Genomic DNA, 16,254 nt, shown 5'->3' with positions numbered 1-16,254 from the left:
TCAGATTCCGGCTTATTGTTAACTCTGACTTTTCAGAAAATTTGGAAAACCTTATTTTCATTCCTCTCTCCTCCTCTTGAGAGACTTTGAATTTTCCCATTCCCTACAAAAGCTGGGGCGTTAGGTTCCGCATTAACTTTTCCATATTGCATGAATTGTCAGATTGTTAACCATTGTCACAGAATTTGGTCATTAACAAGAGCTTTTGTAGGAGAGGTAGCGGTAGGCACATTTGGCCGTAACCCTACTCAAAAACCAGTTACACCTAGGGGACTTATAATTAACCTACCTTATGGAAGACTTTCAATCGCGAAAAATCTAACAACCGATTATAAAAATCTCTCTTCTCAATATGCAATTCTGACTCTCTATGACGCTACAATCTATCAGAAAAGCAAAGAAATAGTTAAATTATGACAGCTAATTTGACACCTGTAGCCAAATTTGACTTTGTTACCGTGCTATCACAGGCGGTATCTGCATATCGACGACAAAAAAATACACGCCCTATTGCTGAAAGATTAGTCAATGCGTTGCTACAATCAGAAAAATCTGCCAAGCAGCAACATTTAACTTATCCCTTTGAATCTCTTCTAGGTAAATGGGAACTTTGCTTTGCCACTGGTACTAAGAAAGCCAGAGAACATGGAGGAATTGTATTAGGCAAGGGTTTGTATGTACCCAAGTTTATAAAAATCCATGTTTCCTTTAATGCCACTTTAGAACAGGATTCAGATAGAGGCGAAATTTGTAATCAGGTTGAATTGGGGCCAGTTTTATTAAAGCTCACAGGACCAGTGCAATATACAGGTAAGAAAAATTTATTGGCGTTTGACTTTAACCAGCTGCTTATCAGTCTGTTTGGTCGTGTTGTTTACAACAGACCAATTCGTTCTGGTAAAGTTCAAACAGAAGATTTCTACAACCAGCCCATAGCTCAATTACCCTTCTTTGCCTTCTTTTTAGTGACGAAAGATTTCATTGCAGCTCGCGGCCGTGGAGGAGGATTGGCATTTTGGATTCGAGAAACTTAAAAACACTTCATTTCACTTTTGCGCCAGCCATCAAACTGGACGACAACTAGACAAAATGCTGTGCATATTGACTACTTGTCCAATGACTGCGATCGCAGGCGCACCAAATCCAATTTGCTCTACCTGTTCTACAATTGTCTCTAAAGTACCAATCAATTCTTCTTGTTCTGGGCGCGTACCCCAGCGCACTAAAGCAATGGGCGTTTCTACATCCAACCCAGCAGCACTTAACTGTTCCACAATATAAGGGAGATTGTGAATTCCCATATAAATTACAATGGTTTCAGAACCGTGCGCGATCGCATTCCAATTCACTTTCGGTCTATACTTACCCGCAGCTTCATGACCAGTTACAAATGTCACTGATGAGCTATACAGCCGATGAGTTAAAGGTATACCAGAGTATGCCGCCGCCGCAATACCCGATGTGATACCGGGCACAACTTCAGTTGATATCCCAGCGTTGACTAATTCTTCCATCTCTTCGCCACCGCGACCAAAGATAAACGGATCGCCACCCTTTAACCGCACTACAATTGCATGATCCTGCGCTTTCTCAATCAGTAATTGAGTTGTTTCTTCCTGGAACAGCGAATGTTTCCCCCTGCGCTTACCAGCGTTAATTTGTTCGGCTTGGGGATTAATCATTGCCAGAATTGCCGGACTCACTAAGGCATCATAGATAACTACATCTGCACATTCCAACAAACCCTTCGCCTTCAGGGTTATTAATCCTGGATCTCCTGGCCCCGCACCTACTAAATAAACCTTTCCCAAATACTCGTTCTCCTGTTTTTCTGTGCGGTTCATCTATCCGTTAAATCCCAAATAAGCTCGGCTAATTCTGCACTTGCTCCCAGTGGCTCTGCCAACTGAAAATTCACCGCAGAAAATTGTAATTTTAGCTCCTCTATGGAGGCCGCGATCGCATCAGTTATTCCACCAGCGAATAAAAAGTATGGCAAAATTGCAATTTCGCTATAACCAGCGGCTACTAACTCTTTCACCCGTGATTCTAAACTAGGAGGCCCAGCCCAATAAGCAGCCACTGCTGACAAATTCGCCGCCATTGCTTCCACAGTTTCTTTGGAACCTGGGCGACGGCTACCATGAGCTAACAGAATCCATGCTTCTGCTTTAATAGTAGATATTTGCTTGGCCAGTAATTTCTCTAAATTGAGGTGAGAACCTAAATGTGGCTGCAACTCAATCATGATATCTTGACCAATAGCCTGTTGCGCTAGCACTACTTCGGCAGGAATATCTGTCATCACATGCACTCCCGGCAGTAGGAATAGCGGTACAATTTTAAGGCGATTCTCGTTTTGAGATGGTTTGTGTCCGCCAAAAGCGCTCTTAGCAAATTGTTGAATCTGCTCATGTAAAGGCTGAGGACTCATTTCTAAAGCAGCTATGCCAACCAGATGTTCACTACTTGATGGGTTGTAGTTGTTTGGTAATTTGTTGCATACCAGCTTTGCTAGTTGATGCATAGCAACTTCTGGGCGGCGATCGCGACTTCCGTGAGATACTAGCAGATAGGCAGATGACATCGGCAAAGCTTGAACTCTCAATAACGAATTCTCATATCTTACTTAATATTAAGCTGTTGGTAATAAGTACTTGGGTGATTATTGAAACTATTATCAATTACTAAGTACAAGTATTATTAATCACTTTTATAGGAAAGTCCAAAAATCAAATTACTCAATTCCTATATCCAACATGACTATCAGTTTCTGCTTGCCCTGCTTCTTGCCTTATTGTTCTTCGGCAGTGTATGTATAAAATTGATCAAAAGCTCCCACTGTTTCAAATTTGTAAGAAGGTATCCAAGAATTTATTTTTAAATCTGTACGGTAAATGCTAAAAATCATATAATTTTGTCTTTCTGTAGTCCTGGCAATAATTCCTTGAATTTGTGGGTTAGCTGAGTCAACCAACTTATCACAATTAAAATGGATTAAATTTTCTATAATATTTGTGGTTTTTTTGCATACATCGGTTTTTAAGTATTCTGTCAACCGTTGCACTGCATATTCTTCATATTCAACCTGACTGGGATTAGTCTTTGCCATTGTCACACCCAAGGCGGCGAGTCCTGCTGCTGCTCCAGTATATGCAATGATGGTTAGGGGTTTCATGTTTGCCAAGTAAAATACATTGTAATCGTTAAATTTCAGAGACTCTAAATCAGTTGAGTCCGTTCCTTGAACATAAACTCTTGATCGTTTGCCAAATTATTGCTATAATTCAAATTGTTGAATGGCGAGCGTAGCCAAGTGGTTAAGGCAGTGGTTTGTGGTACCACCATTCGCGGGTTCGAGTCCCGTCGTTCGCCCTATATGATTTTATAACTATCCATAAGTTCTTATAAGAGATGGGTTGCGGTTGTGAGAATTCATAACCATTACTTTAGCAAGTAACTGTCACCTACAAGTTAATGAACTTGGAAGGGTAACAATTCTGCACTAATTAATAAGATTATCTTATAAATTTTTTTATGTGTATAAGCAAATCTACTTGCTAAAAGAAAATTAAGTGTGCAATGTTCACTTCTCTTCTACAAGATGTTGCTTCTTTGCAGAAGTACATATCTAAGCAACATCGATAGTGCAGAAAGTTTGATAAACCTTTTTCGTCAATCTCGAATAAATTAACTATTTATATTAAAATTCCTGGCTTTTTAGAAAAGTCAGGAATTTTAGTCTCAGCAGTTTTTGAACGCACATTTAGCCGTTAGAAAATTCCTAGAAGAATGATAAAAGTCAGCCCACAAAAGACCAGCAAAGAGGTAATCAAAATGTTGCCTATACTGTGGTCAGAAGCTATTAACTTAGGTGTATTAGTAGCCATATAAACAGACCCTACTTAAACAACTTTTGCTTAAACTATAACTAATGCAAATAATTATTAGTCTATATTTAAACAAAAATTGATTTTAATTTATTATAGTTTATGTTAAAAATACATTGTTAACTTTTGTTTCATATATTTAGATATAGATAATAGCAATAGAATTATCTATATCTAAATTCTCAGAATCTTGGCAACGATCAAAATTGCATAATATATTATCTACACCACTAAAAAAATAAATATTAGCATCTTAGGGAAACCAAAAAAGTATTGATTTACAAGCGCTACAGAAGTTTTTAGCTAAATCTTGATATATCGGTCTGATAATCATCATATATACGCGAATAAATTATATAGTAAAGATTAAATCAATAATTTTAAGGCACAAGAGATTGCGCCTAAATTACTATGAAGTTTTTTCATAACATCTGTCAAAAGAAATAAAAATTGTATTCCTTTAGTTAGAGCCAAAAATACTGAGTCATAGATACTTTGAGTAAAGTAGAACCTGATTTAAGTACCTGCTGATGATTTGATACTTATAGGCACACAGATAAATCATTTTTATCTGTATTATTTCGCGTTTATATCTGGTCTAACAAAAGGTAGAGGCTTATTTAGTCTCGCCTTGAAAATCAACAATGCAAACATCGTCATCTAGTGGAGTTGCCATGTCTGAATTGCTTCAAGCAGTCTTAGATAGTGAAGAAAGAAGTGATTTGCGTTCCTTTCTTAGTGAATTACGCCAACAAGAAAAGAAGTACTTGCTGCGGAATGACATACTCAATGTATATAGTGAGTATTGCTCAAAGTCCCAGAAACCAGAGGCTTATTACACTACCTCTGAGTTAGGCAAACTGATTTACTATACTCAGGAAATTATTCAAGAAGATTCCAACTTCTGTTTCATCATCCGTTCGAAGATTGCTAGCCAAGAAGTTTATTGGTTGACATCAGACTTGAGCATTCAGCCGATGACCGTACAGGATTTGCTGGATTTGCGCGATCGCTTGGTGAACAAATTTCATCCCAACGACGGCGACTTGCTAGAATTGGACTTTGGCCCATTTTACGACTACACCCCAATCATCCGCGACCCCAAAAATATTGGGAAAGGGGTACAATTTCTCAACCGCTATTTATCCAGCAAAATATTTCAAGACTCCAAGCAATTGCTGGACAGCCTATTAAATTTCTTGCGCCTGCACCATTACAACGGTGTCCAACTGCTAGTTAACGATCGCATTCAATCACAACAGCAACTTTCAGAGCAAGTTAAGAAAGCTATCGGCTTTGTTAATAATCGCCCCGAAGATGAACCCTACGAACAATTCCGGTTCCAATTGCAGTCAATGGGTTTTGAGCCAGGTTGGGGTAACACCGCAGCACGCGTGCGGGAAACTTTAAATATTCTCGATGAATTGATTGATTCTGCCGACCCCCAGACCTTAGAAGCCTTCATTTCTCGTGTTCCGATGATTTTTAGAATCGTCTTAGTGTCGGCTCACGGCTGGTTTGGGCAAGAGGGAGTGTTGGGCCGTCCCGATACTGGCGGTCAGGTTGTTTACGTCCTTGACCAGGCTAAGAGCCTAGAGAAGCAACTACAAGAAGATGTTTTGCTAGCTGGTTTAGAGAAATTGAATGTTGAGCCAAAGGTAATTATTCTTACCCGTTTGATTCCCAATAGTGATGGTACTCTTTGTAATCAACGGCTAGAAAAAGTCCACGGTACCGAAAATGCCTGGATTTTGCGAGTGCCTTTGCGGGAATTTAATCCTAACATGACTCAAAACTGGATTTCCCGGTTTGAGTTTTGGCCTTATCTAGAAACTTTCGCCATTGACTCAGAAAAAGAACTACGGGCAGAATTCCACGGCACACCTGACTTAATAGTTGGAAACTATACTGATGGGAATTTAATAGCATTCTTGCTAGCGCGACGGCTAAAAGTTACCCAATGCAATGTTGCCCATGCTTTGGAAAAATCTAAATACTTGTTCAGCAACCTCTACTGGCAAGAATTAGAGGATAAATATCATTTTTCATTGCAATTCACAGCTGACTTGATTGCGATGAATGCAGCCAATTTTGTTGTCAGCAGCACCTACCAAGAAATTGTAGGAACACCGGATAGCGTTGGACAGTACGAGTCTTATAAGTGCTTCACCATGCCGGAGTTGTACCATGTTACCAATGGTATTGAATTATTTAGTCCCAAATTTAATGTTGTACCACCTGGAGTAAACGAAAATAATTACTTTCCCTATACCCGGACTAAAGATAGAGTCGAGAGCGATCGCCAACGCCTTGCAGAAACACTCTTTACTCTGGAAGACCCCGCGCAAATCTTTGGCAAACTCGACGATCCTAACAAGCGCCCTCTCTTCTCAATGGCGCGTCTTGACCACATCAAAAACCTCACAGGTTTAGCTGAATGTTATGGTCAAAGTAAAGAATTACAGGAGCATTGCAATTTAATTTTGGTGGCGGGTAAGTTACGTGTAGAGGAATCAGGCGACAACGAAGAACGTGACGAAATTATCAAACTCTACCAAATCATTGAGGAGTACAATCTCCACGGCAAGATTCGTTGGCTGGGTGTGCGCCTAACTAAAACCGATTCTGGTGAAATTTACCGAGTCATTGCCGATCATCAGGGAATTTTTGTACAACCAGCTTTATTTGAAGCTTTTGGTTTGACAATTTTAGAGTCGATGGTTTCAGGATTGCCAACTTTTGCCACACAGTTTGGTGGGCCACTAGAGATTATTCAAGATAAGGTTAATGGTTTTTTGATTAACCCAACAAATTTAGATGAGACAGCTACAAAAATTGTGGACTTCATTACGAAATGCGAACAGAATTCTAATTATTGGAATGAAATTTCGCAGCGAGGAATTGACCGAGTTTACAGCACCTATACTTGGAAAATTCATACTAGCAAGCTGTTATCATTAGCACGGATTTATGGCTTCTGGAACTTTACCTCGAAGGAGAATCGGGAAGATTTGTTACGTTATCTTGAGGCTTTATTCTATTTAATTTACAAGCCAAGAGCGCAACAACTATTAGAGCAGCACAAGTATCGGTAATTTGTCATTTGTCATTTGTCATTTGTTATGCTTAAGGACAAATGACTAAGTTGTCAACGCCCGCCAAGTTCGCTGACCAACGACTCCATCTGTTCCTAAATTCTGCTGGTTTTGAAAGGCTTTGACAGCAGTTTCTGTGAGTGCGCCATAAATCCCATCCACTCTTACAGCATAACCATTAGCCACTAACAGCCGTTGTAAGACTCTGACAGCAAGGCCAGAGCTACCGAAATAAAGAGTCGGCATCGGTTGGCTACTAAACCTCTGGAAACGTCCTGTAACCTTTATGCGGACTTGGCCTACAGACTGAGAATGCTTTTTAGACTTACCTAAGTTAGAAGAAGCTAGGAACTGATTATTTTTGCTGATTTTCTGAAGTATATGTCCTTTCTCTAGTGCGATCACTGAGGGAGAAGCCTGGGAAATCTCATTTGTCTGCATAAATTCAGGTGGTGTGACTTGAGCAGTTATCTCCGACTCATTCTGTTTTGACTGCTTTTCGTCATTTTCCATCTGAACTAATTGCTATTGTGGCAAATTGGTTCCAAATGCTTGTCTTATTGTTAATACGCCCGTCATCATCAGGCCAATTTCAGTCATTGTATTTCATTTTACTTCAACCAATATTTCTTTTAACTAACAACATTGCTGCTGTTCAGGATAATACATACTGACTAAATAAAAAAGTCATGTACTAATTTTTCAGATAATATTATCATGCTCATATTTACTCACCTCCGATTCCATCTAATGAGACTAATATTATTAGTCTTGTGCCTTTTTTATCTTCAATCAAGCCACTAACTTGTAAAGTATGCTATTTAAATCAACGGTTTAGACAATAACATACTATATGATTCTCTGGGAATGCCATCAAAGAAATTTTTCTCGTTACCTTTGGCTCATGCTTGATATGCTGATGCTACTTTTAGCATATTTATAAGCTAATCGTCCTTTAAATAGCACAGTAACAAAAGCTGCAAACCCTCTCCCTTGCTCCCTCCCCCCTACACCCCTGCGGTCTCAATGTGCAAATTAAATGCGTAACAGCTTACTACCAGCAAAAATCCTGTGAATTATCTGAGTCTGTTTTTTAAGCATTTATCAATGCAACATTTGACAATAATGATAAACTCTTGATTTTAAACAATTTGTCCTCCTTTAGAGGGGGTTATCAACTTTTTATCAATCACTTTTATATCGCAGGATACATGCTGGTCGTCACACAATTATCTAGTTTTGTCAACTTAAATCTGGAAATATTCAGCTATGTTTCCTAAATATTTGCTTTGTAATTGAATTTATATGGCTCCTTCGCCCTATTATCAGAAAACACATACTTCGACCTCAAGAAGATGAAACCGCACAACGTTGTTGTACGGTCTTGAATTTAAACTAGAGTTTAGACTACTGCATGACAAATTTACATGGTAGCAATGTAAATAATGTGTATACAATTCTATGCTTAACCTGTGTTAATGTTTATAACATTTCTAAATGTTCAGAAAGGATGCACCTTATGAGCGCGTAGGTATAACTCGCTCTTAGACATTGCTTAACAAGCTTAGTTGTGGATGTTGAAAAACTTTTTACCTTTTTTCATCTCGCCACAAAGCAATACCACCTAATAAACCAGTAATATTAGGGATGAGTTTTACATTTAAAGGTAGCTGGAAATTCACTCTGACAGCTTCACCACCGCCAATGTAAAGGTAATCATAATTGAACAGATGTTGTAAGGATGCGATCGCCTTTTCTAAACGCCTATTCCATCTTTTATCACCAATTTTTTCTAACTCTGCACGCCCTAACTGCTGCTCAAAGGTCTCTCCTTTGCGAAATGGATGATGTCCCATTTCCATATTTGGTACTAGCTTACCGTCTACAAATAAAGCTGAACCAAACCCTGTACCGAGAGTAATCACCAGTTCTACACCTTTACCTGCAATCGCACCAAACCCCTGCATATCTGCATCATTAATCACCCGTACAGGTTTGTTTAAGTGTTTTAATAACGCTGTTTCCAAATCAAATCCAATCCAATCTGGATGTAAGTTTACCGCCGTTTCCGTGACTCCACATCGAACCACACCAGGAAAACCCACCGAAACGCGATGGAATTCACCTTGAGCCGCAGCTAACACAACAATTGCATTAATTACAACCTCTGGTGTAGCAGGTTGAGGTGTATCTAAACGCGCCCTTTCTGTTACAGGACTTCCCGTAATATCTAAAACCATAGCCTTAACGCCACTACCACCAATATCAACCGATAGGGTACGAATCGATCCATTTTCTTCAACCATTGAGTTACATCCTTGTTAATGCTTGTTCTTTCGATATTATGCTCTGCTGTATGCGATCGGATTCGGATATTTGGAGAGTCTTTATATTGAGGGAAAAGTGGAGGAGATGAGTTATCTACTCAACTTAGCGCCAGCAAGATTTGAGCAACTCATGTCTTAAGATTAAAGAATCTTCGTCGTGGCTACCTTGCTCTTCACAGAGACGCTCCAGCCTGGAGAGTGCCAAGCCTATGGACAACCGGAGTTTAGTAGTCCTGAGTCCTGAGTAGTATATCAACACATTAGACGCACGACAACATCGAGATTTGCTAATGTAGAGATAATGGAAATAGTACTGGCATAGCTGCTTAAAATCTATCAGGCAACAAATTTCTATTAAAAGTAATAATAAGAGAAAGAATTATGACAGCGTTTGAACCTCACAGCATCCGCTCTTATAGCCAAGAAGATGTCCAACAAATTCTCCACTTAGCGATCGTTCGTCAAGCTAATGACAAAAATACAGAATTTTCTTATGAGCAGATATTAGAAATTGCTGCTGAGTTAGAAATTTCACCTGATTCTTTAAAATTAGCCGAGCGCGACTGGTTAGTACAACAAGGTCAAGTCCAACAGCGAAAAGCTTTTGACGCTTACCGGATTAGAAGATTTCAGAAGCGTCTAGGGAATTACGCAATTTTTAATGGCTTTTTTATACTGTTAAACTTACTAACTGGTGGCGGAATTTCTTGGTCGCTGTACATTTTACTATTCTGCGGATTACCTGTAGGACTGGATGTATGGAATACTTTTCAAATCAAAGGCGAAGAGTATGAAATAGCATTTCAGAAGTGGAGCCGTAATCATCAGATTAAGAAAACTATCAGCACAGTTTTGAATAAGTGGTTTAAAGCATTACAGGTTTAGTAGATTTGCTAGGTGTAACTCTTTGTAGACATCGGTAACTCAAAGAAAAACCCCGCAGGAGAAACGGGAGCTTGGATTATCGAAATGTGTTAATAGCAAGAGTTTTGAGCTTTCAAAATAACCTCTGAACTAAATTTGCCCTAATGTGAGGTTGTGAAAAATTATTCAGGAAGCAAATTTTTGCAGTAAGTCTTTGCGGTTGTGAAAGGCGATCGCTTTTGGGTTGCCGCAGGTATCGCTCCATCGCCCTTCCGTTTCTATCATTTTATTGACGATCGCGCAAAAACTGACTGCATTTAGAATTTCACGCTCAATCATAGTTTATCGATTATTTAGGAGTAGTTCGTATTCCTGATTCGCCTTGTCCCATTCAGGAGTTTGCGGGTATGCTTGCCACAACATGGTAATTATTTGTTCTTGAGAATTTCCCCGCTTTTCAAGGTCTTTGATAATCCTTACGGCTTCAGAACTATCAACATTAAAGATAGTAAATTTGCCGTTTACAACGTTTTGAACAGCGTCTTGAAGTTCGGCTCTCTCGTTTTGTGTCAAAGCATCCGAATCTTGAACTTGAGCAAGTTCGGGAAAAAACTTCAGTAGGGTTCTAGCTGGATCTGGTTGCCCGTTTCCGGGATTCTTCTCAGTTTTTAACCAGTCGGGAATCGCCCCTAAATTTCCGCCATTGATGGGTTCTCCAAAGTTCGCAGGACTTGCTTTAAAGTACTCGCCGCTAGCCACATTCATTTTCCGCAGCCCGGAACCTGGTACTGGAACGGATACTGCCACGCATCCGATGAAAGTTATAGACATTTTGAAGGTATCGGCAAGTCCAGCTGTCGCCTTGCCAACCACAGAAGTTAGGTTCGAGCCGTGCAGCACAATAACCAAAGTTCCGCCACACTTGGCGAAACGAGACAGCAGATATTGAATTGCCCAGGTGCGATCGCTCTCTTCCAATAGCGACAACAACCGCATCGCTTCATCAATTACTAAAAATAAGTTTTTGTGGCTGTAAGGTTGGGAGTTATCTAAGTCTTTGAGAAACTTTAGTAATTTTTGGGCGACAAGTAAATCGGCCGTATCTGCACTTTTTCCAGGAAATTGCAATCCTGAAGTTAGGTTGCATTCAAATGGATAAATATCAACGCCGGCGGTAAAATACTCAACTATTAAACTTGAATCCATTGCCGAGGCGATCGTGGCCAGAATCGCCGCTAAAGTCCCCTTGCCACCGCGTTGTGTGCCGCAGATTGCGACAACTTGAGAGTTTAAAACTTCGTCAATTTTAAAGCCATCTTGAATCAGTCCCTTGGTCAATAGGGAGGCCCGAACCTGTATTGGAAGTTCGAGCATTTTTTGAGGGTCTGCCGTTAAATTTTTTGGCGTTGCGGTAGACTTTTGAGGGATTGCAATCGGATTGGATAGCGGTTGTTGTGGCAGCGCAATTTGGTCTGATGCTGCTGGCAGTGAAACTGTTCTCGCTGTTGGGGGGATAATTGTGCGAGATGTTGTTCTGTCTTGGATAGCCGCGACAACAGGGTAATTTATTCTGGGGTCAACGTTCACCGTTTGCAGATGCTTGTTTAAACTATCTTTGTCTGGGATTGCGCCTTGATAGTCTATGTAGCGATCCGAGAGCCAACGATAGGCGTAAAACCGTTTCCCTGGCTCTACTTGGTCAAGATATTCACTTAATATCCCATGCAACTCTCGCAGCATCCCAAACTCATATCGCTCCAAAAGTTCCAAGTGGAACATCAAATCTGCAATCTCGTTTCTTTGAGAAAGCCAATCTTCCCGAAGTTCTGCGTCCCCCATTGCTGAGAGGAATTCCAGCAGATTATCCCGGACGAAAGGAATGGGTGCGAATCGGTGCGAATCATTGATATCTAAACCCAACGACCAGACGTAACCTGCCGCTGATACTATCGCTCCAATGCTAGCCAGAGGACTTGTGGCGTAGCAAACAGCACCAATCACTGTACCAGCCAAAGTCACCAACTTTGAGAGATTCATTTCCGAGCGCGATCGCTGTGCTTTAGACATCAATTGATCGTGCCGCTCTTGCAACCAAGAAGCAGCGTGTCCAGCTTCCAAATGTTCGATACTTGGATACTTTTGCCGCAGCCTTCGGGTTTCTTTGGTTATTAAATCAGGTATTTCATTAGTACCGATAGGCTGCGAAAAGTCCATACATCCTCCTAATTTTTGGTATTAGCAATGTCCATCAGCAGATGCACTAAAGCACTAATTTCAATTCCTGCAAATACCAAATAAATTGGCATTTGATTTTTCACCACCCAAGCGCAAACTGCCCAAAAATTAAACCAAGGTAAGAATGCAAGAATTGAACAAGACAATAATAAATAACCGACTCGCAACGCCGAACCGACTATTGGGGCATGAGACAAAGGATTGCGGTGAAAAAACCTCCCCCGGTGTGGAATAAGTTTTTGATATGGATGCCAAATTGTTTTCATCACGCCCCATCTGTAATAAGGTCTTGATTTCAAATCTAAATCTGGTGATAAATACCATCCACCAATCAAATGCGAACTTGTCAAAATCAAAGCTGCTGCCCAGTTGTGAAAAAGGTAGAGACACCCTCCCCCAATAAAAGGGGCTGATATCAAAATTGAGCGATCGTGCCACTTCCCTGATGCCATTTGCTTATTTTTTCGTTAGTTTCCAAATGGCGAATCCTGTTTCACCTGCCATCATCGACAGGATGTTGTAAGCAAAGCATCCCAAAATTTGACTTGGTTCTGTGTACCGAAACGGGTTGCGACCAGCGAATGTGGTAACAATATCAAACGCCCAGAAAAATAAGGCAATCCCCGATCCAGTGCGACGTTCCTTCATTCCAGCCCGCTTATAATCACCCCATAAAGCTTTAGACAAATCAATTTTTCCAGTGGGACGCGAGGGTAGATTGTACTGTTGCGATTCTTCAAATTCGACTTTAGCTTGGTCTGGACGTTTCCCTCGTAAAGTTCGGGCTTCCATGATTTGGATTAAGGCACTCATGGCAAAGCCAATCCAAAAAAGTAAGTTGAAAGGTATCAGTAACCATCCCGTCCAGCCAATCCAGTTCTCTTCCCACCAAGGAAATAAAGGAGTTCCTTGAAACATTGTTTGCCAAATGCCATCGGTACTGAGTAGTGTTCCAAAAATGAATCCAATTCCCCCAATAATTCTTGTTCCAGATGAACCAGGAGTTAAAAATTGCTCAAGGATGGTGGAGAGGAATGTGAACGGGATTGAAATAATATTGACAATCCATTCAGCCAAGATTTCAAAAAAGCTGTTTCCCGATGCCTGGGGTTTTTGAAGAGGCTTGGTGCTGTTTTCTCCAGCATCAGATGGTGGCATCGGAGCGCCATTTTTATCGAGTATTGCCATACACGTCTCCTCGAAAGATTTTGCCATCAACGCGCTCGGTATAATTCGCCCCTCCTGTATTTACCTCTTGGTTAGCAGGTTTAATGCTTTCAACTTCTGCTTTGATAACATCTACATCATCGGTATAATTCGCCCCTCCTGTATTTACCTCTTGGTTAGCAGGTTTAATGCTTTCAACTTCTGCTTTGATAACATCTACATCAATGGTTTGAGCTTCATTTGAACTAGGTTGCTTTTCACCTTGAATGTAGTCACCTTGAATATTCTGGTTATAGTTGCCACCACCAAGGTTAATGATTCGTTTGGACACAATCTACCTCCAATTTACTAACTTCGACATCATCGTTTCCGCTCAAAATCAGCCAAGCTTTTTCAAGTCGATCCAGAGGGAAAAATAATGGTGGATGATTGGGACAATTAATTAACTTTCCAATATCATCTGCTAAACTTTTCTTGTAATAAAGTATTGCATTCTGAGTACATCCAGAAGGTTCGCGGTAACTTTCTGCATAATGTTGGTAAATTTCTTGAAGTCTAGGATGCGTCGATCTAGTCATTTATTTGTAGAACTATTAGGTGGGCTTAATCCAGTCTTTTATAACCTTAATCATTTCTCTGTCTTCTTCATCAGCATCGTATCTCTTCCAGATTTTATAGGCTAAAATGTCTGCGCTCAAGCCAATTTGAAGACTATTAAAAAGCTCTAAATAGAGTTTTACTGCGTCACTTGCGCTACCTAGTGTATTTCTGTGATACTTAACAAAATGCCATCAAATATTTGCTCTTGGTCTATCAATTCAAGCCTCAAGGGATGTGTGTATCTTCTATTCATTTAATTTTGCAGACATTTTTGTAGTGATGTTTCCAAAGCCATTTACGCTCCTCAATTCGTCCAATGCAACGTCCTGCCGAGTCGTAAACTATCACGACTTCATCATCTAAATACCCTGTAGTATCTGGCATCGGGTTGCGCCTAGGGTCGTCCAAATATCGACGAAATTTAAGCTTTTTAAAGCTGGGCATGATGCCGAGTTTATCAAGCTTCTCGGCAGTATTGGATTTAGCTTGGGCACGATATTGCTCCAATTCTTCAGAATTTTGTAAATTGAACTTTTGAAAGTTCAATGGCATCCGAAAAACTAATGGAGAGGCGATAAGCAGCAATCCAAGCATCCCAAGTATTGCAGGTGATTGATATTTGCTGCTGTACACTTATCACCCTCCCTTTACTTGCTCAATTAGAGCTTGCATAAGCCCTAGTTTGTTGAGATTGTCAACACCCGTTTTAGTGTGCTGAATCACTTGCTGAACTGTGTCGCTAACAGAACCTTCCGCATCTAACAAAAGCTGACTGGCAAGTTGATAAACCATCCAAACTCGTTCAGCTTCATTGAGTCCTTCAAAATGCGAACCCCAAGCACCCTCCATTTGGGAAAGCAAACTTTGATCGCCTGGTTGAAAAGTTGTCCAATACCCAATCGGTTTAGCCATTTTTAGAAGTCCCTAACAAAAATAAAACTGAAGCGAAAGCAGTTAACGTAATCCCAATTCCTCCACCTACTAAGACAGCAGTAATTGGACTGTCTTGGTGCATTGCTACCGAAACGGCGGCTGTAGCTGTAGTTGTCGCCGCCCCCGCCGATGCACCAAACATCAGGTAGTTCGCGCATTTAATTTGATTTACTTCTTGTCGGACTGCCCGGCCGATAATGCTGCCCTGACTGGTTGCGACTGCGGTAGCAAGTTCTTGGATGCCGCGCCAATCACTACCCGATGCAAAAAAGTTTGTCCCTTTGCTCCAATGCGATCGCCAAGAATCATTTTTGTTGCGGCTTCGCGGGATGCAGCAACACCTGGATCGTTTAAAACAGCTTCACTGTTTATAACGGCTGGCAGAAGGGCAAAATAAGCCTGCATATATTGCTTGCCACCGTTAGTTACATCTTGATGCAAAATGTCTGCTTCTACTTGGTTCTTAAAGTCAGCACCAGATTGCATCTGGGTAGTAAGCAATGATTCCATATCCATCTCCGGCTCTGGAATTTCGCCGCTTCTTGCATATTCAACCGCCTGCCCCAATGGATACCCTTGCTTAATCAAGGCGTAGACTGTCTCCACGAATTGGGCAATTTCTTCAGATATCTCCGTGATATCAGCCATGCCAGAGGCTTGCAGGATAGCGTTGATTTCGCCTATGTTTTCGCATCCGACTAGGCGCTTCTTTAATTCTTGTTTGGTAAGAGACATAATTTGGCAATCCTTCTTCTTTAAGTTTAAAAACCAGGCTTTCGCCGATGTATCCTGTATCTCGCCAATCCCGCATTACATCAAAAGCGTGGCGGTGGCGATCGCTAAAGATTCTTGACCTTTTGGCAAGTTGTAATTCTGGGCAGTACTTCACGAGCAATGCCTTATCTCGCCTAAAGGTGGGATCGGAAATTTGCAGATAAGCTAGCAGTTCTGGCTTTCGCCAAATTCGATTTAGTTTTCCAGAACCATCCACAAAGCTAACTTCTAGTGGCTTTCTTGCCGTTGGCACGAACGTTTAATGAACGTTAGATGAACGTTAGATGAGCGGATTTAGGAAGCTCCTAAATCCGCTCATCTAACGTTCATAATAAAAAACCCGCACACGGCGGGCAATAGCAATATCTG

The 16,254-nt window shown here is 40.8% G+C and carries 19 protein-coding genes and 1 tRNA gene; 4 read left to right on the top strand and 16 right to left on the bottom strand.

Annotated elements, in window-relative coordinates; translation table 11 throughout:
* Positions 1 to 413 precede the first annotated feature (413 nt).
* On the top strand, positions 414 to 1,034 hold the full coding sequence (locus tag FBB35_RS22415) for a hypothetical protein (RefSeq protein ID WP_174711477.1): 621 nt from the start codon (positions 414 to 416) through the stop codon (positions 1,032 to 1,034).
* A gap of 30 nt (positions 1,035 to 1,064) precedes the next feature.
* Here the strand turns inward: FBB35_RS22415 and cobA are convergent, their stop codons facing one another.
* The 3 genes from cobA to FBB35_RS22400 form a co-directional block, all read right to left on the bottom strand.
* Complete coding sequence (gene cobA, locus FBB35_RS22410) at positions 1,065 to 1,844, bottom strand: uroporphyrinogen-III C-methyltransferase (RefSeq protein WP_174711476.1); 780 nt, start codon at positions 1,842 to 1,844, stop codon at positions 1,065 to 1,067.
* Entirely contained in the window at positions 1,841 to 2,587 is a 747-nt protein-coding gene (locus FBB35_RS22405) for a sirohydrochlorin chelatase (RefSeq protein ID WP_174711475.1), read from the bottom strand. Before FBB35_RS22405 ends, cobA begins: the two co-directional genes overlap by 4 nt.
* A 207-nt stretch (positions 2,588 to 2,794) precedes the next feature.
* The gene (locus FBB35_RS22400; protein ID WP_174711474.1) at positions 2,795 to 3,178 is read right to left on the bottom strand and encodes a DUF4359 domain-containing protein; all 384 of its coding nucleotides are present in this window, start codon (positions 3,176 to 3,178) and stop codon (positions 2,795 to 2,797) included.
* 124 nt (positions 3,179 to 3,302) lie between these two features.
* Here FBB35_RS22400 and FBB35_RS22395 point away from each other — a divergent pair.
* Positions 3,303 to 3,375: transfer RNA gene (locus FBB35_RS22395), tRNA-His, on the top strand.
* Between the two features lie 1,189 nt (positions 3,376 to 4,564).
* Positions 4,565 to 6,985 carry a sucrose synthase gene (locus FBB35_RS22390; RefSeq protein ID WP_174713743.1) on the top strand — a complete coding sequence of 807 codons (2,421 nt, stop codon included), beginning with the start codon at positions 4,565 to 4,567 and terminating at the stop codon, positions 6,983 to 6,985.
* 45 nt (positions 6,986 to 7,030) lie between these two features.
* Here the strand turns inward: FBB35_RS22390 and FBB35_RS22385 are convergent, their stop codons facing one another.
* Together FBB35_RS22385 and FBB35_RS22380 are read right to left on the bottom strand one after the other, a co-directional pair.
* Positions 7,031 to 7,498: a peptidoglycan-binding protein gene (locus FBB35_RS22385; RefSeq protein ID WP_174711473.1), complete on the bottom strand. Its 468-nt coding sequence runs from the start codon at positions 7,496 to 7,498 to the stop codon at positions 7,031 to 7,033.
* Between the two features lie 1,076 nt (positions 7,499 to 8,574).
* Positions 8,575 to 9,291, bottom strand: a complete 717-nt coding sequence (locus FBB35_RS22380) for an ROK family protein (protein ID WP_174711472.1) — start codon at positions 9,289 to 9,291, stop codon at positions 8,575 to 8,577.
* Positions 9,292 to 9,693: 402 nt separating this feature from the next.
* Between FBB35_RS22380 and FBB35_RS22375 the strand changes: the two genes are divergently transcribed.
* Complete coding sequence (locus tag FBB35_RS22375) at positions 9,694 to 10,197, top strand: 2TM domain-containing protein (protein ID WP_174711471.1); 504 nt, start codon at positions 9,694 to 9,696, stop codon at positions 10,195 to 10,197.
* Positions 10,198 to 10,362: 165 nt separating this feature from the next.
* Here FBB35_RS22375 and FBB35_RS22370 read toward each other — a convergent pair whose 3' ends face one another.
* From FBB35_RS22370 to FBB35_RS22320, 11 genes are all read right to left on the bottom strand, one after another.
* Positions 10,363 to 10,515, bottom strand: coding sequence for a hypothetical protein (locus FBB35_RS22370; protein WP_174711470.1), 153 nt, complete (start codon positions 10,513 to 10,515; stop codon positions 10,363 to 10,365).
* A gap of 3 nt (positions 10,516 to 10,518) precedes the next feature.
* Positions 10,519 to 12,390, bottom strand: a complete 1,872-nt coding sequence (locus FBB35_RS22365) for a hypothetical protein (RefSeq protein WP_174711469.1) — start codon at positions 12,388 to 12,390, stop codon at positions 10,519 to 10,521.
* Positions 12,391 to 12,398: 8 nt separating this feature from the next.
* Positions 12,399 to 12,863, bottom strand: a complete 465-nt coding sequence (locus FBB35_RS22360) for a metal-binding protein (protein ID WP_174711468.1) — start codon at positions 12,861 to 12,863, stop codon at positions 12,399 to 12,401.
* A gap of 4 nt (positions 12,864 to 12,867) precedes the next feature.
* Positions 12,868 to 13,599, bottom strand: coding sequence for a hypothetical protein (locus tag FBB35_RS22355; protein ID WP_254625662.1), 732 nt, complete (start codon positions 13,597 to 13,599; stop codon positions 12,868 to 12,870).
* Positions 13,583 to 13,909 (bottom strand): hypothetical protein, encoded by a 327-nt coding sequence (locus FBB35_RS22350; protein WP_174711467.1) that lies wholly within the window; start codon positions 13,907 to 13,909, stop codon positions 13,583 to 13,585. Before FBB35_RS22350 ends, FBB35_RS22355 begins: the two co-directional genes overlap by 17 nt.
* The gene (locus tag FBB35_RS22345) at positions 13,890 to 14,156 is read right to left on the bottom strand and encodes a hypothetical protein (RefSeq protein WP_174711466.1); all 267 of its coding nucleotides are present in this window, start codon (positions 14,154 to 14,156) and stop codon (positions 13,890 to 13,892) included. Before FBB35_RS22345 ends, FBB35_RS22350 begins: the two co-directional genes overlap by 20 nt.
* Positions 14,157 to 14,427: 271 nt before the next feature.
* Complete coding sequence (locus tag FBB35_RS22340) at positions 14,428 to 14,811, bottom strand: hypothetical protein (RefSeq protein ID WP_254625661.1); 384 nt, start codon at positions 14,809 to 14,811, stop codon at positions 14,428 to 14,430.
* Between the two features lie 3 nt (positions 14,812 to 14,814).
* Entirely contained in the window at positions 14,815 to 15,090 is a 276-nt protein-coding gene (locus FBB35_RS22335; RefSeq protein ID WP_174711465.1) for a hypothetical protein, read from the bottom strand.
* The gene (locus tag FBB35_RS22330; protein ID WP_174711464.1) at positions 15,083 to 15,253 is read right to left on the bottom strand and encodes a hypothetical protein; all 171 of its coding nucleotides are present in this window, start codon (positions 15,251 to 15,253) and stop codon (positions 15,083 to 15,085) included. Before FBB35_RS22330 ends, FBB35_RS22335 begins: the two co-directional genes overlap by 8 nt.
* A 26-nt stretch (positions 15,254 to 15,279) precedes the next feature.
* On the bottom strand, positions 15,280 to 15,846 hold the full coding sequence (locus tag FBB35_RS22325) for a hypothetical protein (RefSeq protein WP_174711463.1): 567 nt from the start codon (positions 15,844 to 15,846) through the stop codon (positions 15,280 to 15,282).
* Positions 15,752 to 16,138, bottom strand: a complete 387-nt coding sequence (locus FBB35_RS22320; protein WP_174711462.1) for a hypothetical protein — start codon at positions 16,136 to 16,138, stop codon at positions 15,752 to 15,754. The genes FBB35_RS22325 and FBB35_RS22320 overlap by 95 nt, the downstream gene beginning before the upstream one ends.
* Positions 16,139 to 16,254: the final 116 nt, after the last annotated feature.

Source organism: Nostoc sp. TCL240-02 (genome assembly GCF_013343235.1).
Classification (GTDB): Bacteria; Cyanobacteriota; Cyanobacteriia; order Cyanobacteriales; family Nostocaceae; genus Nostoc.
This window is presented reverse-complemented; position numbering and strand designations above follow the sequence as displayed.